Source organism: Bradyrhizobium barranii subsp. barranii (genome assembly GCF_017565645.3).
GTDB classification, from domain to species: domain Bacteria; phylum Pseudomonadota; class Alphaproteobacteria; order Rhizobiales; family Xanthobacteraceae; genus Bradyrhizobium; species Bradyrhizobium barranii.
In genome coordinates this window covers 9,174,843-9,196,324 of the sequence record NZ_CP086136.1, presented here as the reverse complement: position 1 = coordinate 9,196,324, position 21,482 = coordinate 9,174,843, and the positions used below count along the sequence as shown (strand labels likewise).

At 59.7% G+C, this 21,482-nt stretch carries 14 protein-coding genes and 1 pseudogene; 8 read left to right on the top strand and 7 right to left on the bottom strand.

Annotation, left to right across the window (positions count from 1 at the left end; genetic code table 11):
- The first annotated feature begins 377 nt into the window (after positions 1–377).
- Both J4G43_RS44630 and J4G43_RS44625 read left to right on the top strand, forming a co-directional pair.
- Positions 378–1,619 carry a cytochrome P450 gene (locus J4G43_RS44630; RefSeq protein WP_011084659.1) on the top strand — a complete coding sequence of 414 codons (1,242 nt, stop codon included), beginning with the start codon at positions 378–380 and terminating at the stop codon, positions 1,617–1,619.
- A 426-nt stretch (positions 1,620–2,045) separates the two neighbouring features.
- The gene (locus J4G43_RS44625) at positions 2,046–4,289 is read left to right on the top strand and encodes a T3SS effector XopP-like protein (RefSeq protein WP_035680466.1); all 2,244 of its coding nucleotides are present in this window, start codon (positions 2,046–2,048) and stop codon (positions 4,287–4,289) included.
- A gap of 330 nt (positions 4,290–4,619) precedes the next feature.
- Here the strand turns inward: J4G43_RS44625 and J4G43_RS44620 are convergent, their stop codons facing one another.
- From J4G43_RS44620 to J4G43_RS44610, 3 genes are all read right to left on the bottom strand, one after another.
- Positions 4,620–5,630, bottom strand: a complete 1,011-nt coding sequence (locus J4G43_RS44620) for an IS481 family transposase (RefSeq protein ID WP_208088654.1) — start codon at positions 5,628–5,630, stop codon at positions 4,620–4,622.
- A 142-nt stretch (positions 5,631–5,772) separates the two neighbouring features.
- Positions 5,773–6,066 (bottom strand): IS5 family transposase, encoded by a 294-nt coding sequence (locus J4G43_RS44615; RefSeq protein ID WP_011084662.1) that lies wholly within the window; start codon positions 6,064–6,066, stop codon positions 5,773–5,775.
- A gap of 583 nt (positions 6,067–6,649) precedes the next feature.
- Positions 6,650–7,033 (bottom strand): hypothetical protein, encoded by a 384-nt coding sequence (locus J4G43_RS44610; protein ID WP_011084664.1) that lies wholly within the window; start codon positions 7,031–7,033, stop codon positions 6,650–6,652.
- A 107-nt stretch (positions 7,034–7,140) separates the two neighbouring features.
- On the opposite strand from J4G43_RS44610, the gene J4G43_RS44605 reads away from it, so the two are divergent.
- Complete coding sequence (locus tag J4G43_RS44605; RefSeq protein WP_208088652.1) at positions 7,141–7,686, top strand: hypothetical protein; 546 nt, start codon at positions 7,141–7,143, stop codon at positions 7,684–7,686.
- Positions 7,687–7,837: 151 nt separating this feature from the next.
- Here the strand turns inward: J4G43_RS44605 and J4G43_RS44600 are convergent.
- Together J4G43_RS44600 and J4G43_RS44595 are read right to left on the bottom strand one after the other, a co-directional pair.
- Positions 7,838–8,635, bottom strand: a pseudogene (locus tag J4G43_RS44600) (IS1380 family transposase); the annotation flags it as partial.
- A 191-nt stretch (positions 8,636–8,826) separates the two neighbouring features.
- A complete protein-coding gene (locus tag J4G43_RS44595) occupies positions 8,827–9,366 on the bottom strand; it encodes a GNAT family N-acetyltransferase (protein ID WP_014498653.1) in 540 nt (179 codons plus the stop codon).
- Positions 9,367–10,220: 854 nt separating this feature from the next.
- On the opposite strand from J4G43_RS44595, the gene J4G43_RS44590 reads away from it, so the two are divergent.
- A complete protein-coding gene (locus tag J4G43_RS44590; RefSeq protein WP_038952271.1) occupies positions 10,221–11,489 on the top strand; it encodes an IS256 family transposase in 1,269 nt (422 codons plus the stop codon).
- A 437-nt stretch (positions 11,490–11,926) separates the two neighbouring features.
- On the opposite strand, the gene J4G43_RS44585 is transcribed toward J4G43_RS44590, so the two are convergent.
- Positions 11,927–13,273 (bottom strand): citrate-proton symporter, encoded by a 1,347-nt coding sequence (locus tag J4G43_RS44585; protein WP_208088651.1) that lies wholly within the window; start codon positions 13,271–13,273, stop codon positions 11,927–11,929.
- A gap of 326 nt (positions 13,274–13,599) precedes the next feature.
- On the opposite strand from J4G43_RS44585, the gene J4G43_RS44580 reads away from it, so the two are divergent.
- Together J4G43_RS44580 and tnpB are read left to right on the top strand one after the other, a co-directional pair.
- The gene (locus tag J4G43_RS44580) at positions 13,600–13,998 is read left to right on the top strand and encodes a transposase (RefSeq protein WP_026192391.1); all 399 of its coding nucleotides are present in this window, start codon (positions 13,600–13,602) and stop codon (positions 13,996–13,998) included.
- Complete coding sequence (gene tnpB / locus J4G43_RS44575) at positions 13,995–14,303, top strand: IS66 family insertion sequence element accessory protein TnpB (protein ID WP_060907863.1); 309 nt, start codon at positions 13,995–13,997, stop codon at positions 14,301–14,303. Before J4G43_RS44580 ends, tnpB begins: the two co-directional genes overlap by 4 nt.
- Here tnpB and J4G43_RS44570 read toward each other — a convergent pair.
- Entirely contained in the window at positions 14,291–16,378 is a 2,088-nt protein-coding gene (locus J4G43_RS44570; protein ID WP_049810452.1) for a recombinase family protein, read from the bottom strand. The two genes, tnpB and J4G43_RS44570, sit on opposite strands and share 13 nt — an antisense overlap.
- Before the next feature lie 588 nt (positions 16,379–16,966).
- On the opposite strand from J4G43_RS44570, the gene tnpC reads away from it, so the two are divergent.
- Positions 16,967–18,511 (top strand): IS66 family transposase, encoded by a 1,545-nt coding sequence (gene tnpC, locus J4G43_RS44565; protein WP_224517700.1) that lies wholly within the window; start codon positions 16,967–16,969, stop codon positions 18,509–18,511.
- 1,426 nt (positions 18,512–19,937) lie between these two features.
- Positions 19,938–20,699 (top strand): hypothetical protein, encoded by a 762-nt coding sequence (locus J4G43_RS44560; RefSeq protein ID WP_225005492.1) that lies wholly within the window; start codon positions 19,938–19,940, stop codon positions 20,697–20,699.
- Positions 20,700–21,482: the final 783 nt, after the last annotated feature.

Below are 21,482 nucleotides of genomic sequence, written 5' to 3'. Positions count from 1 at the left end.
ATCGGGCAGCGCGATGACGTTCGTCGGCGGCCTCTGTTAGGGCGGCGCAGAACGGTGTCACTGGGAAGAACAGGACCTAGCCGCGGCAGCCGGACCAGCTCCTTCGCCGTCAGGGCAACGACAGCCACTATGTTGACGCCGATGCCGTTCCCGGAAACGGCGAGGCCAGCGGTGGTGACAGCTCTCAGCGATCCATTGAGTAGATGGAGCCGGAAAGTCAATGCGATCCTTACTGCCCGACATGGTAGGGCTGGCTAGCCGCACTTTGAGATAGTCTGTTCGGGTAGCTTGTCACAGCCAAACGCCACGACAGCTCAAACCGGTGAATCGTAAGTTTGGATCCGTAAGCTCTCGCGAACAAAATCTGCGGAGATGTTATGAACAGGCGATTGGAAATCCATAGAGCGGATGATGGATATATTATCCCGCTCAGCGAGCTGGATGTAAGCGAGGGCAAGCGCTTTCAAGACGACAGCATATGGGGTTGCTTCGAGCGGTTGCGAAGAGAAGATCCCGTTCACTACTGTCAAAATAGCGCTCATGGTCCATATTGGTCAATAACGAAATACCGGGATATCGTAGCGGTCGACACAAACCACCACGCGTTTTCGTCACAGCAAGGTGTCACCATTGTCGAGGTGCCTGATAAGCACTGGACCCCAAGTTTCATCAAGATGGGGCCTCCCCAGCACGCCGAGCAGCGCAACACGGTGAGTCCGATCGTCGGGCCGGAAAGCCTGACGAGGCTCGAAACCTTGATCCGCTCTCGGGTCCGGATGATTCTCGATGGCTTGCCGCGTAATGAAGTCTTCAATTGGGTAACCAAGGTCTCCATAGAGTTGACGACGCAAACGCTCGCCACGCTGTTCGACTTCCCATTTGAGGATCGGCGACTCCTGACCTATTGGTCGGACGCAGCTGTTACAACTCCTAAAGCAGGCTATGCCATCGACAGCTGGGACAAGCGAAGCACCATCTTGTCGGAGTGCCTGGACTATTTCACGCGGCTTTGGAACGAGCGCATCAATGCCGAGCCACGCCTCGACCTGATTTCCTTGATGGCGCATTCACCCGTCACACGCCATATGGAGCCAACTGAGTTTCTTGGGAACCTCATTCTACTGATCGTAGGCGGCAATGATACCACGCGCAACTCGATTACCGGCGGCCTCCTGTTCATGAGCCAGTACCCCTCCGAACTGCGGAAACTAACTGACAATCCCAAGTTGATCTCGAGCGCCGTGTCTGAGATCATTCGATACCAGACGCCGATCGCACATATGCGCCGCACTGCTGCTATAGACAGCATCGTTGGGGGAAAACCGATCAGGACAGGCGACAAGGTCGTCATGTGGTACATCTCCGGCAATAGAGACGAAGAGGTCATTGAGAACGCCAACAGTTTCGTGATCGACCGCAAGAATGTGCGGCAACACCTCTCGTTCGGATTCGGAATCCATCGCTGTCTTGGCCGACACCTTGCGGAACTGCAGTTGAGAGTCCTCTGGGAAGAGATTTTGGATGGGGGATTGAAGATCAAGGTCGTCGGCGAACCCGAGCGAATTGCATCTAACTTCGTGCACGGCTATTCCGCTCTCCCCGTGCGGATTGAAGCTTAGGCCATGATCGGGACAGTCTCGACCGCCGGTGTGCGGTGGGTGTGGATTGATGTGAACTATCTTGGCTTCTTCAAACTGCGCAGATGAATGGATGGAAGCGAAGGTTCTGTCGGCAGCTATTTATAACCGGGCAGACGTTGAATCGCCCGTGAAGAACGATACGTGAGGCGAATGCTTGGTGCACGCGACTGTCATTTTTCTATAGCTGTCAGTTTTCTATAAGGGGGCGTCTGGCCTGTTCGCGTCTCAGCTGATGACACCGGAACTGACGCGGTTACTTCAGCAGCACGGAAGCTGCGATAGAAGTCGAACACAAGGCCGCATCTTCTTCCTTGCGCATCCGGATGAATGCTCTTGGTCAGCTAGTCGTCAGCCAGTCGGCCTATCCCGACAGGCTGCGCACCCTCAATTATCCGGAGATGAAGCATGAAAGGCATTGGCCGAGCTGGTCCATCAGAGCTTGAGGCCGCGGGAGCCGAAAGCATTAGGGAATTGAGCCGTTCGAGCCCGGAGTCTGGTCTCTTCCCTGGGGAACGCGATCAGTCCTTCGATGCCGTCGTAGGGCGGATACGGTCTGAGCCTGATGTGAGAGCGGCGACGCTTGCGAACCCGCCGCCAACTTCGGACGTAGCGGCGCCAACGAGGGAGGAGATAAAGGCAGCAAAGCGAGAATTGAGCAGCCTGCTTGAGGAACTTGAAGCTTGCCGCCGAGCGGCCGGGCATGCCCGGAACTTGCCGGAGAGACAAGATCTGATGGATCAGGTCGTCAAAGCAGGCGCAACAGTTCTGGCGTACTACGCCAGTCTGCCACCCGATTTGGCGCGCCGAATTCTGCCAAACGATCGGGCTCGCCGGCTCCGCGATGACACTGTGAGGGAGGCTGACGAATGTAATGAAGTGGCGACCCAGATTATCTACGAGCTGGAGGAGAGCAGAAAGAAAGCACAAGGCGTGCTCGACAGCCTCAAAGACATCGCCTCGCCTGCACAGCTGAGCCGCCTGTTTACAAGCGTTGCGAACCACTATGCAGCGTGCATGGAGTTGTGGGGAAAGAAGGTGCTGCGCTGTGAGCGGATGCAGTCAGTCTGTGCCGCTACCGCCCACCTTCCAGGCAGCACGCCCGCCATGCGCACGGCCGAAGATGCCGCACTAAGGCATCATACGGGCTGGGCGCTCTTTACGAAGTGCATGTATCTGCAATCGCGGATCGCTCTCGTGGAGCTTTTAGTCAACTCGCAAGCGAGCACGTTGGAACCAGACGTGCGCGACGCCCTCATGGATGAGAGCGGGAGGGTGCGCCTGCTCGGGGCCTTCATCGGAGATGTTTTTCCGGCGTTCGTCTCGACGGCCCAAGCCGTTCTGTACAGCGATGGAGCGGCGCTCGAAGCGGAGCATCGCGCCGTTCTGGAAGGAGTCATGGAACGACTTTCGGAATTTGCATCGGGGCTGAGCGGCATGCTTGACAGCCTGAGGGGGACTGCAACGGAAACTGACCTTCCGTTGCCGTTGCTGGACCAGATCGTGGAAGCTGCGTGGGTGACGGCGAACGAAGTCATGCGGCTGCTGGCATTGCAGCCAAAGACGCAAGCCACGATTGAACCGCCGGCTTGGGCTGCGCTTCCGGATAATATTGGCCCAGCGGGCGGAGGCAGTCCGGCGCGCAGAACGGGCAAAGCAAGGCCCGCAGCAGCCGCAGGAGAGGGGAGTTCGACGGCCAGCCCCGCCACGCCGCAACTCGCTAGGCCCGATGCGGCGACGGCCCCGGCGGGCAAGGTCATCGTGCTCTCGGATCTCGGTACAAAGAAACTCGCCACTCCGGAGCAGGCACGCGCGTCATCCGCTGCGGCCGATAACCTCCAGATGTGGATGGCTCCGCCATCCAGGAAAGCACTGCCGGGATTACTTGAGCGATTGGACCAGCTGCTGCAGTTCGATCTGCCGGCTCAGCAAAGCGCCGCCTCGCAAGCTCGCCACATGAAGCCCGAGGACGCCGAACACGTGTTGGATGTCGTCATCAAGCGCATGCAGACGCAGTCCTCCGAGATTGAGGCCTGTGTAGCCGCGCTGGAGGAGCCTCGCCGGCGGGGCCTGCTCACGCCTGCGCAAGTGCCTGAAGTGCACGAAAAAATAGTCCGGCTGACAAGGATGTGGTCCGAGGTTCAGGGACAGGCAAGCTCATTGAACGCGCGAAAGGCAGCAATCACAAGCGATTGCACGAAGACCTATGCGTTTCCATCGCAAGAATACCTAGAACAGTTGCGGGAAGCGGGAGAACTGGCGTCAGTGGATCCACCGCACGCCTTGAAGGGAGAGCCGGGGACGCTATTCGAAATCAAGCTGCAGCCCAGGGCGCTGCGCAGCGGTGCGATGCCAAGGCCGATGTGGGTGCACATCCATACCAAGCGCCCGGTAAATGCCTGGCAATTGGCAACGCTGGGCGATCGCGAATTCGCCGCTTGCCACGTCAAGTCCGACGAACAGCGCGGCTACAATCGGCACTGGCAGAGCGCTCGAGCCGCCGAGGGGCACGACAATGTCGTGATCCATCGCGGCAGGCTCACTCCTGTGTTCTGCAAGTCCTTGTTAAGCACCGCCGCTGGCCAGCCGTGGCAGCCCCTCCCCGATCCGGAGCACGCTTCAGCGCAGATGGCTCGACTGGGGATCCGGTGAGGTATCGTCTTGCGGCGGTGAGCCATCCGGTGACAGCGCTCATGCCTCCATCGGCTTGGCGGACTGCCTGAGCAGCGCCGAGCCCCATCAAGCTCTATCTTACAAAAGCATGGAGCCTGGAGAGAACACTCCTTTCGGGAGGGTTATCAGCCCGCAGTCCGGAGGATCGCCAATCGGCGCGCAAGCAAGCTTGCCATTGCGGGGTGTGGCGAACATCGGCGCTCGGATGAGAATGTAGGCCGCTGAGTGTTGCAAGACGGAAAACTTTGTAAAAGAAGGGACTTGAGCTGACAGCGAGTGCTTTGTCGCGGCAGGTGTCCGACAAAGGTTTCATGTGCGACCCCACGCAGCCGGCAACAATTTTTCTCTCGACAGAGCACTTGCGTCACGCAAAGTTTGCATCGGCGTCTTGCCGTAGCACCAGCGCCCCTGATGTGGGCGCACCTCATTGTAGGCAGCGATCCACTCATCGAGATCGCTCTGCAAGGCAGTGATGCTCGGATAGATCTTCTTGCGGAACACGACGCGATAGAACTCCTCGAGCACGGTGCGGTGGAAGCGCTCGACAATGCCGTTGGTCTGTGGGCTCCTCGTCTTGGTGCGGGTGTGATCGATGTCTTCGACGGCGAGGTAGAGCTCATATTCGTGATGCTCCGGATTGCCGCAATACTCGGTGCCGCGGTCGGTCAGGATCCGGTTTAGCGGGATGCCCCGCGCATCGAAAAACGGCACCACGCGATCATTCAACAGTTCGGCCGCCGTGATCGGCGTCTTGCGATCATACAGCTTGGCGAACGCCACCTTACTGTAGGTGTCAATGAAGGTCTGCTGATAGATCCGCCCGACCCCCTTCATGTTGCTGACATAGAAGGTGTCCTGCGCACCGCAATAGCCGGGGCACTCGCTCTCGAACTCGCCGTGCGCCTCCTTCTCGGACTTGGCCCTTTCCAACGCAACGAGCTGGGCCTCGGTCAGCACCAGGCCGTCCTGGGCCATCTTGGCCTCCAGCGCCGTCAGCCGCTTCTTGACGTTGGCGAGGTCGTGACGCAGCCACACCGCCCGCACGCCGAACGGGGAGATCGACAGGCCGCGGCTCCTGAGCTCATTGCTGACCCGCACCTGACCCCAGGCCGGCTGGTCGATCGCCAGCTCAACGACGGCTGCCTCGACCTCCGGCGCGACACGGTTCTTCAGGACCGGTTTCTTGCGGCTGATCTCAATCAGCGCCAGCTCGCCGCCCTTGTTGTACAGTTCCTTGAACCGGTAGAAGCTGTCGCGGCTATAGCCCATCATCCGGCAAGCCTGGCTGACGTTGCCGAGCTGCTTGGCCAATTCCAGCATGCCGACTTTCGCGCGAATGACTTCTGTTCCTGGGTCATGGTAACGTCTCCCTGTGAGACGCCGCGGGCTGCGCGGGAGCGCCCTTTGGGTGAGCGCTCCTGCTCGCCCGCAGCTCCATTCCCTGCCAGTTCAAACCTTGCCGTCAGATTAAGTCGAAACTTCTACAGACCATGACATATTCCATGTCCGGCTCGTCTGAGACCGCATCAAACATGCGCTTCCAGACGCCCGCCTTCGCCCAGTCGCGAAAGCGCGTGTACGCAGTTATCCAGTTGCCGAAGGCGCGCGGAAGATCGCGCCACGGACTGCCCGTGCGGGCAATCCACAGCGCGGCTTCGACAAACAGCTTGCCGCTCCGGCCGGGATCGCCCGGCTTGCCAAGACACAGCGGCTCCATCTTCGCCCATTGGGCGTCAGTCAAAACGAATCGGTCCATCCCAAGCTTGAATCACAACCAAGCCAGGATGAGAATCCTAATAAAAAGCCCAATTCTAACAATCTGCCAAAGTAGTGTTAGGGCGCGGATTCATTAAGGCGCAGCCATAGCCTGACTGACGCGAGTTGAACGAAGGCAAGGTAGTTGTCCTGACATCTGCTCCATTTTTTGATCTTCGCATCCAATGCCGGCGAGCCCGGGTGGATGGTCTCGTTGCTCGATGAGTTGGCCCGACACTTCTCGAGACGCCTACGAAGAAAACGGCCAACGAAACCCTCCTCACCCAGGCAACCCGGAAAGATCCCGAGCCATTCTGATGGCCAGGACACAATGACGCTGGCGCCTGCCATAGGCAATCCGCTCCTCCCGCCCGGGCGGGAGTCGAAAACTCCGGCTGGAAGCCGGGGTTTTCTTTTGTGCTATTATAGGCACCAGCTCTCGTAAACCGCCGCCAGTACAGTGCACCTCACGGCTTGAGCCGAATTGGCTTGGGCTTCGCTCCGTCCAAGGCTCGATCGTAAGCCGCAGGTGTCGGTTGGTCTGCGCTCTGCTCCACCTCAAATGGATTGGTAGAGATCTCACGTCACATGAAGTCTCCATCCGAGTCGGGCTCTGATGAAGGTTCATCATCGCTCGACGCTTTGGAGAGATACATCGAAGAATTGGTTGCGCGCTGCCATTCACCATCCCTATATCTCCACTGTTTGGACTGGGTGGGATCAAGTACCATATCATCGGGATCCACATGAACGAAGCCCAGTTGTTCTGCACGGGCTCTCGCTTCGTCATTGGCAGGACGCCAGTTCACTAGCGGCCGTTCGCCGTCTCGCCCTAGTTGGTGCTCGAGCAGAATATCGCCGGCGTTACCGACGAGCGGATGTGCAACCTGAAAATCCACGATTGATGTGACATCAGTCCGTCCGGGAAACAGTTCTCGCCACCGCTGGCTGGTGAAACCAGTCGCCATAGGAAATCCGGCTTCCGTTCTTTGGAGGCCGACGCTCGTATTTCCTAGTTGATAGCTGTAGCCGTTGTTGCACCTTTACTCGCGTCGGATCATCCCCGAAACGACCCGTGATCGCACCTACCAGGCTTGGTGGGACGGCAAGGGTAATGGGCTGCTGCGGGCAGAACTGCTTGTGGTTGTCGCGTCTGCAATTGCCTGAGAAGAGCTTGGAGCCTGACGAGCTTGCAATGCGTTATGCCGAGAAGACCCCGTCCAATGCCAGGAAATGCCTGACGCACGTGCGAGGAAGAAGCAGCAGAACCGGGCGCGCCGAGGAAACCATGCACGAACTTCAGCCGCAGCTAAGAAAAGCGATTGGGCATGGCGGGCGACACCAAATCGGAACGGTGGGCGAGATCGAGCGGAAACCAGCACACCCATGGCATTCCCCATCCTTCATTCAAAGCACCTGCATTCTTGAAGAAGCCAGCAATCCTGAGAGTGCGACGAATCTGTACGATATCGATCAATCGGAGAGCCTGCAGCGAAGTCCGTCCAAGATTTCACGGACGTCTCCTATGGTCACGTCTCCGCGCCTGGCCGTCGTTCGAGTCGGCGCGCATCATGTGCACATGCACAAACCTCCTAACAATGCTAGCCCGTCCTATTCGTGAGAGTGCGACTTTGGGGCCCGATTGATGCGGCCGAACATCTTGTCTGACGAGGCGCACAGGATTGCCTTCGGCTTTTCACCGCCTGACGACCCGTACTTTGCAACGCGCTTGAGGTATAGGTTGGGCGAACGGGGGGCGGACGCCCCGCCGGTCAAGGACTGAGCGGCAGCAGCGCGCCGGGCAAGCAGCGGATCAGGTCGGCTTCGGGACATGCCGCGGCGAACGCAAGGCGAATGCGGCTCGTGGTCTCGACCACACGGGCAGCGATTTTCAAGAGCCGAAGACGCAGCGTCGCGAACTCGGCAGCGGCCAATTCCCGGGCTTTGGGAATGGCGTCGCGCACGGTCAGCATCAGCCAATAAGCGGCCGTATGGAGCACGAGACGGACCTGGTTGGCGAGCGCCGAACGGCAGCTGGTGCGGTCGGAGGCGAGCTGCGTCTTATGCAGCTTGATCAGATTCTCGGCTTGGCCGCGCGCGCAATACAGGCTGTCGTAGATCCACTCGGCCGAGCCGACATCGAGGCTGGTGACGACGAAACGGATGTCGAGGCCGAGCATGGTCGCCTCAATACGGGCGACAGTGCGCCGTTCGCGATCCCAGGACTTTGCCTTGTGGCGCGTCTCGGTATAGCCACGCAGAACCGGCAGGTTCTCGATGGCGCGTCGCGTGCGGATGTCGTCGGCGACCTCGTCGACTTTTCTGGCGAGAGGCTTGGTGCCGGACAGACCGAAGATGTAGTCGATGCCGTTGGTCTCGCACCACGCCATGGCCTCCGGCCGGGCATAGTGCCCGTCGCCACGGAACGTAATTTGCGTGTTGTGCCATCGCGTGCGGATATGCCGTACCAGGCGGCGCAGATGGGCACGCACCTCGACGCCGCCCGGCGTCTTGCCGGGCCGCAGCACGACGGCCACGGGCCGGCTCTTATCCGTGTCGTAGACGTGGATCGACCGCCATCGAAGGCAGCTGTGACTTTCTTGGCGTGAACGGCTGGAAACGAGGATGGCAGAATCGTATCATCGGTCATGGCGGGCGTGGTTTAAGGTGATGGGGTGGCTTCGCAACCGAATCCTACGCCGCATCAGCGCTTTACACCACGCTCGCCAGCCCTCAGGCGCACTCTTACGAATAAGACGGGCTAGCGCTCCATCTCGCCCATAAGAATTTCATCTGAGACGTATCGTGGATTGGAAATGACAGTCCGCATTTCCGCATTCTTGCCCTCGTCCGCAAACCGGAATCCCTTCTTGTAGAAAAATGCTGAAGCTCCTTCATCTTGAGAGAGAAGGGATAGCTTGGAAAGGCCCGCGGACTGCCTAGTATGATCGGCGACTTCAATCATAGCCGTCCCGACCCCTTTGTACCTCGACCGGCCGAGATTTTCTATGCTGAGAATTCGCAAACTGTTGCGCCCCGGCGCCACGGTCATCGCTCCCACCTTATTGCGTTCATTGGCATCAGTAAACAAAGAAACACTTTGGGCGTTGCCAATATTGCTACTTACTCTGTGTAGGCGGACTGACACACCTGTCCTCTTGTCAAAAGCGGAAGACGCTGGTCCAGCAGCTAAAGCGGCCGTAAAAGCAGCACCATCTGCGCCAGAAGTGCCGGCCAGCGCATCGCGCTGCTGGTCCACACTTTGCCCGTCGGAGGGCCAGTTGTTGTAATTGGTTCTCATCACAACGAGCTACTATTTGGACGAGCTGACAGAAAGCTGACAAAGCCGACGCATGAGCCGGTCCTTTACGAATAAGACGGACTAGCGTAATGATACTCATCGTAGGATGGAACATGCGACATATTGTTAACTCGATCGTCCATGACGACCACACTCCTATGCCGGTTGCATTGTGTTTCAGGTCGTTAGACCTGACTCCGCAGATAAGCAGCTTAGCTGTCCGTAAGCTGACGCCGAGAAATTAACGGAAAACTAGGTGTTTGGCCCCGGCATTTCTGCAGCGGATTGAGTTTGAATCGTTCCGGCTGGGAAGTTCAATCCTGAATCCAAACAGACCCTAGTCGGGTGCTCCGAGAAATGCATCGACGGAGGTGCGACGAGCATCCGATCATAAGTAGGTCTACAGGTTCCGAGCGGGTAGACGGAGCGATGCGGTGATGGCCGAACTTATCCATTCGGTCGATAGATCTGATCAAGAAAATCAATTTTACCGATTGTAGCGTCGTCATATAGACCGTCACCACGGCTGGGGCTAACCTAGGGAAGCGATCTCCCAATGAAGAAGTCAGTTTTGGTGACGGCGAGCGCCCTCGCACTTGCGACCGCGGCGGTACCTCCATTTGCTGCAGAAGTTGCCGCGCAACCGCTCACCTCCAGCGTGCAGGTAGCCGATACATCGTATCCTCAGTGCGCCGATGACCCATTGAATGGTATCTGCGATCTGTTTTTTTGCTTGACCGATCCCGCGTGCGTGCTGGAGCTATGGCGGAATCTGGGTGATGACGGTGTGAGGAAGGCGGCGTATCGAGGCGGGTGACGAGCCTGCCAGAACCTCTCGAGGAGAGCGATACGCCATGACCGAGACTACCAATGTTCTTGCTTTCCGTCAGCCGTCCGCGGTTGATGATCCACTGACCGATATCGTTCGTGCCGGCGCGCGGGACCTGCTTGCCAGGGCGATCGAGATCGAGGTTGGCGCGTTTCTGGCCAGCACGGCCAATCTGACGCTGCCCGACGGTCGAGCGCGCCTGGTCCGACATGGGCACGGTCCGGTGCGCGAGATTGCGACCGGCATCGGTCCGGTGGAGGTCGCTCGTCCCAAGGTCCGCGACCGCGGAGCGAGCGGGCCAGGCGACCGCCTCCGCTTCAGTTCGGCAATCCTGCCGCTATGGGCGCGGCGGACGAAGAGCCTGGATGCCTTGATCCCGGTCCTCTATTTGCGCGGCATCTCGACCGGCGACTTCCAGGAGGCGCTCTCGGCGCTGCTCGGCAAGGATGCGCCGAACCTGTCGCCTTCGGTGATCGCCGGCCTGAAGGCCGATTGGCAGGTCGAGTACGAACGCTGGCAGAGACGCGATCTGTCGGCGCGTCGCTATGTCTACATCTGGGCCGATGGCGTGTACCTGCAGGCCCGCATGGAAGATCACAGCGAATGCATGCTGGTGCTGATTGGCACCACGCCGGAAGGCAAGAAGGAGCTGATCGGCTTCCAGGTCGGCGTGCGCGAGAGCGCGCAGAGCTGGCGCGAACTCCTGATCGACCTGCGGCAACGCGGGTTACGGATTGCCCCGCAACTCGCCATCGGCGACGGCGCCCTCGGCTTCTGGAAGGCACTGGACGAGGCCTTTCCCGGCACGCGGCACCAACGATGCTGGTGCCATAAAGTGAGCAACGTACTCGACAAGGTCGCCAAATCCGTGCAGGGCCCCATGAAGAACGACCTGCGGAACATCTATCTGGCCCCACACCGGGCCGAAGCTGAAACCGCGATCGACGTCTTCGTCGAGAAATACCACGTCAAATACGGACGTGCGGTGGAGTGCCTGATCAAGGATCGCCATGCGCTGCTCGCCTTCTTCGACTTCCCTGCTGAGCACTGGATCCACCTACGCAGCTCGAACCCGATCGAGAGCGTCTTCGCCACGGTGCGCCACCGAACGGTGCGGACCAAGGGATCGCTGTCGCAACAAACTGCGAAGCTGATGGTGTTCAAGCTCATCGACGCCGCATCGAAGACCTGGCGGCGATTGAAGAGCACGAACCAGTTGCCGAAAGTCATCGCCGGTGTAAAGTTCATCGACGGAATCGAAGTCATTCCGAACACTGAAAGCCACGCCGCCTGATCAGGCCGCGTCACCCAAAATCAGCCATAGCTCTGCGTGCTGCACTGACGACGGAAAACAATCAAGCAGAGAATGAGGATCGAGCCTCGTGCGGCCGCTGCTCCGTCAGCGGCCGCATCCTTATGCCGTTCGTTTACGCTGGCGGATGGTGCGAGCCGCGCCTTCTTGTTCTCTAAAGATGATCAGAGTCATTGCTCACTCCAGCCGGCGGGTGACGGCAGCCCGATCGTTCAACTGCAGCATCGGCGAACGTTGGGTAAGCGGAGAAAGCCGTTTCAGACCGCGACGCTGCCGTTACGGCCGGAACTCCTTCACGATGTCAAGCTGCGCCAGTTTTCAGGATAGATTGCTGTTCGGGCTAGCCCCATACCGTGCTCCTGCTCGATGTTCGCATTTCGGACGTCACAGATGTCATCCTTACCTGTTCGGCTAAGCTACTAGGGCGGCGATCGTGCCGTTACAGATGTTCGTCTATGGTTTCGCTCGAAATTGAGTGGCGCCGTCTCCGGCATCATCACCATGGCAAAGAGCCCGGCCGCGCTCGCGAAAAGCATGTACCAGGCGGGCGCGAGTGCGCTCCCGGTCAAGTAGATCAGCCATGTGACGACCAGTTGAGCTGTGCCTCCGAAAATGCCTATGGCAAAAGCGTAAGTCGTCCCGAAGGCGCCACCACGAATGTTCCTGGGCAAACTCTCGGCCATGCTTACGTAGAAGGCGCTATACGGAACCGTTCCGATAAGGGTGAGCGTGCCGAGGCCTCCTAAAAGTGCGAAGGCGCTGCGGCTCTCTGCAATCCACAAGAATACCGGATAGATCATCAGCAACGCAGCTGCCTGCGGCCATATCATGATGCGCCGGCGGCCTGCGCGGTCGGCGAGCAGGCCGCCCAACAGCGCCGCAGCAATGCCTGCCATATTGCTGATGAGCGTGGCGCCGAAGGCGAGAGGCGCGGATACGTGGAGGGTGTTCAAGGCGTAGGTGGTCATATATCCCGTAACGTAAGTAGTGATCGTGCAGCTGGCCAAGATGACGAATCCCAAGCTCATGATGCGGCGAGCGGCGGGCGATCGCCTTACAGGCCGGGTGACCAGAACCGGCGCCTCCGGGCGGAGAAACGTTTCGGGTAGGACGCTCCGCAGCCAAAGTCCGAACGGCAAAGTAACGGCGCCGAGCAACAGCGCGATCCGCCATCCGTATGCATTGAGCGCCTCACTTGTCATGGTGAGCGAGAGTATTTCTCCAACCAACGCTCCAGCCGTCGCAGCGACCTGTTGGCTCGCGGGCTGAAAGGAGACAGCAAGACCGCGGGCTTTGGCTGGTGCCGCTTCCATCAAGTAGGCTGTCGTTGGACCGACTTCGCCTCCGAGAGCAAAGCCCTGCAGCAAGCGTGCGAAGATGGCTAGCAACGGAGCGGCAAATCCTATTGTCTCGTACGATGGCGTAATGGCCAATAATAGGACCGCGACGCTCATTATAGCAAAGCTGGCGGTCATGGCAGGCCGGCGGCCAACCCGATCCGAATAGGAGCCGAGCACGATGGACCCGATTGGCCTGGTCACAAAACCCGCGCCGAAGGTTCCGAGTGACAGCATGAGGCTGGCGAACTGGTCGGTTGCCGGGAAGAACGCCTGACCGATCTGTATTGCGAAAAAGCTATAGGTGCCGAAGTCGTAGAATTCGAGCATATTGCCGATGGTGGCGCCCAACACCGCCCGGCGCGTTAAGCCTTCGTCTGCCGGACTGGGGACCGGCTCCAGCCTCTCTCGAGTTAATTGCCTCGCCATCCTCAACCTGATCTGGAGCGCGAACCCTGGCCCGAACATTTCCACCAGACACCGGTCGCGCAAAGTTGCAGTCCGCTTGCCCGAACTCGTCCTTCACGGCCATTGCGCCTGTCCACATGTAGCCTGAAGCGCGTCGCTACAAACCTCACGGTAACGTCTGCAATAAGAATGCCTGCCTTTCTGGGCCGATTTGACTTCTGGTCTGATCCCGGGCCTGGCCGGTAAGAGGTAAGCGGAGCTTTTCTCCCATTTGATTGACTGGTTTCGCTTCGGCTTTCGCTCTGCGATCCTTGGCTTGTCAGAGAGCCGAGAGGAGACTGAAGGCGATGGAACAATCGGGGGAGGAAGCCGAAGCTGATGGCTTTGTGGGGAAGCTTACGCGCCGGACGCGTTCTGGAGGCCGGTTATGGTCTGCGGAGATCAAGGGGCGCGCTGTTTTCGAGAGCATGAAGCCCGACGCCCGGGTATGTGATGTCGCACGGCGTTATGGTGTGAAGGCCCAGCAGTTGACGACGTGGCGCAGATTGGCGCGTGCTGGCCGGCTCGCATTGGTCACGGACGACGCGGCGGATTTCGTGTCGATCGAGCTGAGCGATCCAGTGGCGTCAGGCAAGAGCGAGGGGCCCGTCGAGATTACGATTGGCAAGGTTTCGGTCCGCCTGGATGCGGACGTGTCGGCGGTGCGGATCGCGGAGATCGTGACTGCGATCGAGCGCGGCGCATGATCATTCCGGCGCAGGGACTGCGGATTGTGCTTGCTGTGCGTCCTGTTGACTTCCGGTGCGGGCACGACGCGCTGGCCGGTCTTGTGCAAAACACGCTTGGGCTCGATCCGCATTCGGGCCTGATCGTGGTTTTTCGTTCGAAGCGCGCCGACCGGCTGAAGATTTTGCTATGGGACGGCACGGGCCTCGTTTTGGTCTACAAGCGCCTTGGCCGCGATGGTCGTTTCGAGTGGCCGCAGATCAGCGACGGCGTCATGCATCTGACGCGCGTGCAGTTCGAAGCGCTGTTCGATCACCCATGTTGATGCCCCTCCTTGTTAGGCTGACAGATTCTTAGATCAAGTTGCGCGATGACGTGGTTTCGAAGGTCTCCGATGGCGTGAAGAACGGATGGTGTATTCGGGAAGAGATAGGCGCCGCTGGGCTGGCGATCAATTAGCAAACGCTTGGTTCGGATCTGAACATAGAGCCAGTTTACTGGAATCTCGAGCCTTCGGGCCAGTTCGGGCGGGCTGAGGTATGAGTCGTCATGCTCCCATCGGCTGCGCTGGGCAGTTACCTTGATGGCGGCGGCACGACGGAGCCGCCCAACGGTGATAGGCAGCACCTTATCGGCGCAACGGGGAGAGCGGTGACCTTCCCGAGTAAGGATTGTGGCGATCTTGTCGTCTGGGACGCCGTCGCGAGCGAGCGTCAGAAGGCGTTCCCGCATCTCTGTGCCTCGCGTCAATCTGGTGACGGAGTTGACGCTCATCTTCACTTCGAGCTCCGTCACGGCGCCTCCCCGCCAGACGATCCTAGCCAGGGCCAAGTCGCGCTCACCGCGGTCGAGAACGACCTTTTCGATGAGACATCGCAACAACGCCTTGCGATGCGCATCCGAGATAGTCTCGTCACCCCATATCTGCGGGAGGCGGCCGGTGAGGCTGATGACCTTGTCGTTGAGCTCCTTGCTTATGGCCACTTGTGTGATGGCTTTGGGCGGCGTCTGTCGGGCAAGCGCCTCTTCGGCGGCGCGCACGTCGTTTAGCGCCGCTTCCCATCGACGCTCGAGTTCCGAGGCGACCAACCGATTATCTGGATCAGCTCGGTTGAACTGCCGTTCGGCGAGCGCCGCCGTGTATCGCTTGCGCTCGAGCTCTCGTTCTGCACTGGAGCGTAGCGCATTGTTCGTCTGCTGCTGCACCCGGCGGGAGCGCGACAAGGCATCGAGTTCGGCCGGCGCTAGTGCGGTTAGGAATGCGTCGCCAACGGCTGCATCGATATGGGCGGCGCGGATGTGTTGGCAGGTTGGCTGACCTTCCTGGGTACGCAGGTGATTGCATACATATTCGCCGCCGCCCTTGTAGCGGACGTACATCTTATGGCCACATCGTGCGCACCAGGCAATGCCGTGGAGCAGGAGCTCGCCATTGCGAGGCGCGCCGCGGGTTTTGATGCGCATGTATTCGGCTCGGTTATCTCTGATGACGGATCGGATTTTTTCATAAATTGGCCAGTCGATATAGGCTGGATATCGATCTTTAACGACGATCCGCCACTCCTCCATCGGCCGCGGAGCCTTTTGTGGCAGGGCCCCCTCCCGCTTCGGCGGCCGGAAGCGGGTTCGTCCATAGACAAAGGCGCCCGCGTATGCGGGGTTCTTCAAGATCGCCGCGACGGCAGCCAGCGTCGCGCGCGTCCAGCACAAATCGCCATATCGATCACGACGCGGCAGTTCCAGGTCACGCTCGTTCAACGCTCGCATGACCTTGGCAACGCTGCGCAGCTGCAGGAATAACTGGAAGACGAGACCGAGCCGCCCTTGCACGGCCATGTCGGGATCCTTAACGACCACACCGCTCGGGTCCCGCATCAGCCCGATTGGCAGCATAACCGCAAGTTCGCCGCGTTCGGCTTTGGCCAGCAGGCCGGCGGTCAGCCGGCTGCGGATCGTATGTAGCTCAAGCTCGGAGATCGAACCCTTCAGCCCGAGAAGCAACCGTCCGTTGGGAGTGCCCGGATCATAGACACCATCGCGGTCGGCGATCAGGCAGCCACGTAGACCACAGATATCCAGGAGCGGATACCAGTCGGTACAATTACGCGCCAAGCGGGTCACGTCGATCGACAGGATGAGTCCCACTTCACTCAGGCCAACACGGCCAACGAGTTCCTTGAAGCCGTTACGCTGTGCTATAGACGCGCCGCTCAACCCGAGATCGGCATCAATCACGTCGATGGCCGCCTCACGCCATCCGAGTTCGCGGGCGCGCTGGCGAAGCGCGTATTGAAGGCGCAGGCTCTCCTGATTGCTTACGACCTGATGGGGCGTCGACTGCCGGATGTAGACTACGGCTTTGCGCGCCAAGTGGCTTGGTGTGACCAGCTCGGACTTCATGAGGGATCTCCGCCAAAATTGCGGCGACGTCTTCGACGATCTGGCGTCGGAGCGCGGGCGTCAGCGTCGACCAAAGATCGGCTGGATCCATGCTCATGTGCGTCGGGACAATCCGCTGTCGATAAAAGCTCGAGTAGAGCCTCCATACTCAGCTTAATCTGATTTGCCTCTTGCTCATAATATTCGATTGCGGTTGCTTGAATCAGAAGACTGCTTCCTGCGCGATACTCAACTTCATACGAAGCGGGAATGCCTCGGCCTCGCTGACCGATCTTCCTAATCACTCGATATGAGCGCCCCCACAAAGGATGGTGGGGGTCCCCAACCTCGACCACCTCCGGAAATGATTCGTCAGACTCACTATCAGGGACATTCCTCAATCCCCTCGTTTGAAGGGCTGAACTGGAAGCGAGTGGGCGAACGGATTGTCGCGACGCCAGCTGCGGCGAACTGACTCAGACCCGACAACCTGTTTCGCGCGGGGCTTTGGGATGATAGCTTGCGGATGTGCCGCCGTCCCCCATTGATCCCGCCCGTCTTGCAGCGCTGCCCGCCGATTTGCGCGCGCTCTTCCGCGCGCAGGAAGCGATGATTGAAGCCGAGCGTCGTCGCGCAGACGATGAATGCTCGGCGCGCCTTCATGTCGAGAGTGAACTGGCTGCGTCCAAAGAGAGCGTCGAACGCCTCGAACTGCTCGTGAAGGAGTACGAGCGCGCACGTTTCGGTAAACGCTCGGAGAAGTTCAATCCCGATCAGATGCAACTGGTTCTCGAGGACATCGAGATTGCCATCGCCGAAGTCCAGGAACGCCAGGACGATCGTGCGCGCCGCGCCGGCACGGCGCCGTCCAGCCGCCGGACCAGGCGCGCTGCCCGTGCCTTTCCCGCGCACCTGCCGCGCATCGAGCAGGTGATCGAACCCGAGAACCTCGAGTGTCCCTGCGGCTGCGGCCGGATGGTCCAGATCGGCGAGGATCGCTCCCGCCGTCTCGATGTCATGGCCGCCCAGTATCGTGTGATCGAGACGGTGCGACCGCGCTACGCCTGCGCAAAGGGCTGCACCGGTGTTGCTCAGGCGCCGGCGCCCGCCCATCTCGTGGAGGGTGGCATCCCCACCGAGGCGCTGCTGGCGCAGGTGGCGGTCGCCAAGTTCAGCGAGCACATGCCACTCTATCGTCAGTCGCAGGTTCTGGCTCGGCATGGCATCTTCATCGATCGCGCCGTTCTGGCAGACTGGATGGGAACGGTCGCCTTCCACCTCGCGCCGCTGGTCGAGCGCATGAGCGTCGTGATGAAGCAATCGGGCCGCTTGTTCATAGACGAGACCAGGGCGCCTGTGCTCGATCCGGGCCGGGGCCGAACGAAGACCGGCTATCTGTGGGCTGTCCTGCGCGACGATCGCGGCCACGGCGGCGCTGATCCACCAATCGTGGTCTACCACTACGCGCCAGGACGCGGTGGTGACCATGCTGAGCGCATCCTCGAGGGCTTCGACGGCATCCTTCAGGTCGACGGATACCAGGGCTATCATCGGCTCGCACGGCCCAAGCGCAAAGGCGGCGTGCCGCTGCGGCTGGCCGCATGTTGGTCCCACTCAAGGCGCAAGATCATCGCAGCGACTCCGAAAGCCGGCTCACCCATCGCCGAAGCCGTTCTCGCGCGCATCGCCGCACTCTATGCGATCGAGAAGGAGATCCGTGGCGCCGACGCCCCGGCTCGGCAAACGACCCGTAACGAGCGATCACGGCCGCTCGTCGCTGAACTCGAGAGGTTTCTGCGCGAGCAAGCCGCTCGCCTGTCGCCGGGCAGCGAGATGGGCAAGGCGATCGCCTATCTCCTGAACCATTGGGATGGCCTCACCTTGTTTCTCGACGATGGTTGCGTTGAGATGGACACCAATCCCGTCGAAAATCAAATCAGGCCGCTGACTCTGACGCGTAAAAATAGTTTATTTGCTGGTCACGACGAAGGTGGTCGTTCATGGGCGCGCATAGCTTCGCTCATCGCCACCTGCAAAATCAACAGCGTGGAGCCCTACGTCTGGATGAAAGCGACGCTCAAAGCGATCGCAACCGGTCACCCGCAGTCCCGGATCGACGAGCTCCTGCCCTGGTCGTTCGGCCGCACCTCGTAATTCTCCGTCGTTGCCGCCTCCATACCCCCCGCCAACGATTTGCAAACACGTTGATCAACAGACTGCAATCCCCACGCCAAACCTTTGCGAATGGGACGCGAACGTCGCTTACGGTAAGAGAAATATGAGAACCTGGTGCAGTTGTCGGGCGCCGCAGACATTACGTTGCTGTGGCGGGTTTGCGACAAGACTGGCTGGCGCCGAACATGATCGACGAGGACGCGAGCCACCTCAGCGTCACGCGTTGCGTCCGCTCCTTAAACAGCCAGTCGGGGCTGCGTCATCGCCTAGACGATGCTGCCAATCAACGCGCCCGAGGCGGTCTCTTGCGCGCGAGCAAGATCACCATTCACCAGTGCTCCACTTTCCGTCGCGGCCGGATCGCCAGCGGACGGGCAAACCGCTTTCCCCCGAGCCGCTTGCGTCTGGCGACCATCAGGACCGAGGCCGTCATGCGTTCCGCGCCGCTCGCTTGCATCTTGGCTATCGCCCGAGCGAGCGCGTCGTCCAGGACGTGAGAAGGCCCAGCTGTTCGGCCGCAACACCGACGAATGCCGATCTCAAGTCGTTAGGTGAGCGCGAGCTTCAGAGTCGCCCATCTTGGTCAACCATGTGGAGAGCTGCTAAGGCTAATCGATAGCGCCACACGCAGAAGCTAGCGTTTGTGTGCCCGGGCGGGCAAGCAAGAAACGGCTACGCTTCTTCGCCAGCGGACGCTTAGAGGAAGACGGCCATTTCAGCGGCGGCTTCGCCAACAATTACAACGATTTGTCTTAATCAGGACACGAGTGAATCCTCTTTTCCAACAACAAGGCGCGAGCGCCATCTGCATGACGCGTAGCATCAATAGCAGCCGGATAAAGTTGGCGGATCGTATTGCCTCATCTGACGATGAAAATCTCAGCTTGGCCGATGTAGCTCCGGCTGACGGCCTGTCCGACGTTGCATCATGGCGCGCAGGATCGGACGCACTGGGGACATCGCGGAGTGCGCATTAAACGCAGCGGCAGCCGCAGTCCCGAGATCATCGGCCAGCGCCGCACCTTTAGCCGTGCGCGGGATGATCGTCTGGGCTGCTTTGCGTCTGAGCGATTTCTTTCTTCATTTAATCAGGTGAACAGATCGCTCCGCTCTTGCCGGACTCTCAGATCGCGCTCTCGTCTGTTCTCGCGTTGGCCCGGCTATCGCGGTCATTCTGCTTATCGGACCAAGCATAGGCTCAAGTGCAGGCCAGAACAACTGGTCGCGGACAGAGATCGAAATGCACATGTTCGGTATGGGACTGGGGCTGGCTGCGGTCAGCGTCGCCTGACCTCCTAACGAGCTTTCCGTCAGATGAAACGATGCAGGACGCAGAGCTGCGCGCCGACCGCGAGTTGAGGTGGAATGAGTTCAGGATCGGAGATGATCGCATCAGACGTGGTAGATGCAGCCGCGAGTTTGTCTTTCTTCTTCGACCTTTGTCAGCTTCTCGAAAGCCAGCCTCTCTAACACTCGAACTTGGCCTCTTGATGACGAAGCTGCCCATGCCGGAATTCGTGACGAACTTCAGCTCATTCCCTCTGGGAGATCTTCTAGAGGCCTTTGGTCTCTTAACAAAAAGGAGGGCTTTATGGCTCCAAGCCCGATCGATAATGCCCGTTCACCAGAATCACCGACAGCGCACGTCTGGACACAGGAAGATCATGATTTGTTCAGCGAGATCATGAATGAAGCTGGACCATCATCGTCTGCCGCACCTGAGGAAGCGGTAGATGTCTCCTTCGCCGCTCCCCAGAGATTTTCACACGGTTCGCAAATCGCCCCTGACTCGATGGTCGATAGGCTGTTCCACCGGGGTCTCTTGCCGGACTCGGACCAGCCGACAATGACCTATGAAATCCAGGGTCACCGCTACACGGCCGGTTTGGATGAGTGTAATCGCGTTCTTCTTGTTCATAACCCTGCGGAAGACCAAGTGCTTGGGGCCGGCCGGGCGGGGGTACCGGACTTCGGAGCCTTCTTCGCGGAGAACCGACGCTATGGAAGGCCGCTACCACAGCAATGGGCCACACCTGCCCTCATAGACAAGCTGCGCGAAGAAGGTTTCATGCCGACCGCCAATAGCCCCACGACCATCCATCTTAACGGACGGGCCTACAAAGCCGAACTAGCCGAAGGAGGATTCGTTAAGCTTACGCGGGTATGAGACCAACTTGACGGTGAGCCGATCGCGCTGGGTCTGAGTCGTGCGGTCACTTTGGTTGTCCTTACCTGGATAGACGGTTCATCGCTTAGCAGTGGATTGTTCGAGCCGCCAGCGGGTACGCATCATCGGGCCCGCTGGCAGCGCACGAGATGCACGGTCATCCTGGCCATTCGTCTGCGTGGTGCCGACCTGTCATCCGGCCGGCAATATTGTCGCCGTGTTGCCTCACTCGAGGATGTTGCTGGCGCTTGACCGATACAGCTCCGGCTGTGGGCCAGTCCGAGGTTGCACCATTGCGCGCGGGATCGGAAGAACCGGGGTGCGTCGCGGAGTGCCCAAGGCACGCCGCCGCGCCCCGGTCCCGGGATCACCGGCCAGCGCCGCACTGTTAGCCGTGCGCGGGATGATCGTCTTCTCGGCTGCTTTGCGTCTGAGGGATCCCCGTGAGCGCTGCACGACGGTGTGCCGCGGCCGAACTGCTCGGGGCGGTGCTTCGCGAGGTGACCGAGAATTACCAGGGCAAACGGGGCTCGGCCGCAAGCCAGCGCTCGATGTCGGCTGGGTTCGGCAAATTGGGCAGAAACCGGTGCCCGTTGAGCACTTGCTTGGAAACGGCGGAGGCCCTGCAAGTGCGAGGCTGGATTGTCTTGGCGGACGCGAAGGTATTCTCAAGGAGGTGGCAGCAAAGATCGCCTAGCCGCAAGGACCGTCGCAAGTGGCGCAGTCGCTTTGCGTAGCAGTGGGATTGCGTAGCAGTGGGATTGCGTGAGCGTATTTGTCGAG

Bases quoted from the DNA above. Each gene is read 5' to 3' on its own strand.
- J4G43_RS44630 (WP_011084659.1), top strand. From the start codon at position 378: ATGAACAGGCGATTGGAAATCCATAGAGCGGATGATGGATATATTATC.
- J4G43_RS44595 (WP_014498653.1), bottom strand. From the start codon at position 9,366: ATGAGAACCAATTACAACAACTGGCCCTCCGACGGGCAAAGTGTGGAC.
- tnpB (WP_060907863.1), top strand. From the start codon at position 13,995: ATGATCATTCCGGCGCAGGGACTGCGGATTGTGCTTGCTGTGCGTCCT.
- tnpC (WP_224517700.1), top strand. From the start codon at position 16,967: ATGATTGAAGCCGAGCGTCGTCGCGCAGACGATGAATGCTCGGCGCGC.
- J4G43_RS44585 (WP_208088651.1), bottom strand. From the start codon at position 13,273: ATGGCGAGGCAATTAACTCGAGAGAGGCTGGAGCCGGTCCCCAGTCCG.
- J4G43_RS44625 (WP_035680466.1), top strand. From the start codon at position 2,046: ATGAAAGGCATTGGCCGAGCTGGTCCATCAGAGCTTGAGGCCGCGGGA.
- J4G43_RS44560 (WP_225005492.1), top strand. From the start codon at position 19,938: ATGCAGCCGCGAGTTTGTCTTTCTTCTTCGACCTTTGTCAGCTTCTCG.
- J4G43_RS44615 (WP_011084662.1), bottom strand. From the start codon at position 6,066: ATGGACCGATTCGTTTTGACTGACGCCCAATGGGCGAAGATGGAGCCG.
- J4G43_RS44590 (WP_038952271.1), top strand. From the start codon at position 10,221: ATGACCGAGACTACCAATGTTCTTGCTTTCCGTCAGCCGTCCGCGGTT.
- J4G43_RS44570 (WP_049810452.1), bottom strand. From the start codon at position 16,378: ATGAAGTCCGAGCTGGTCACACCAAGCCACTTGGCGCGCAAAGCCGTA.
- J4G43_RS44580 (WP_026192391.1), top strand. From the start codon at position 13,600: ATGGAACAATCGGGGGAGGAAGCCGAAGCTGATGGCTTTGTGGGGAAG.
- J4G43_RS44620 (WP_208088654.1), bottom strand. From the start codon at position 5,630: ATGCTGGAATTGGCCAAGCAGCTCGGCAACGTCAGCCAGGCTTGCCGG.
- J4G43_RS44610 (WP_011084664.1), bottom strand. From the start codon at position 7,033: ATGGCGACTGGTTTCACCAGCCAGCGGTGGCGAGAACTGTTTCCCGGA.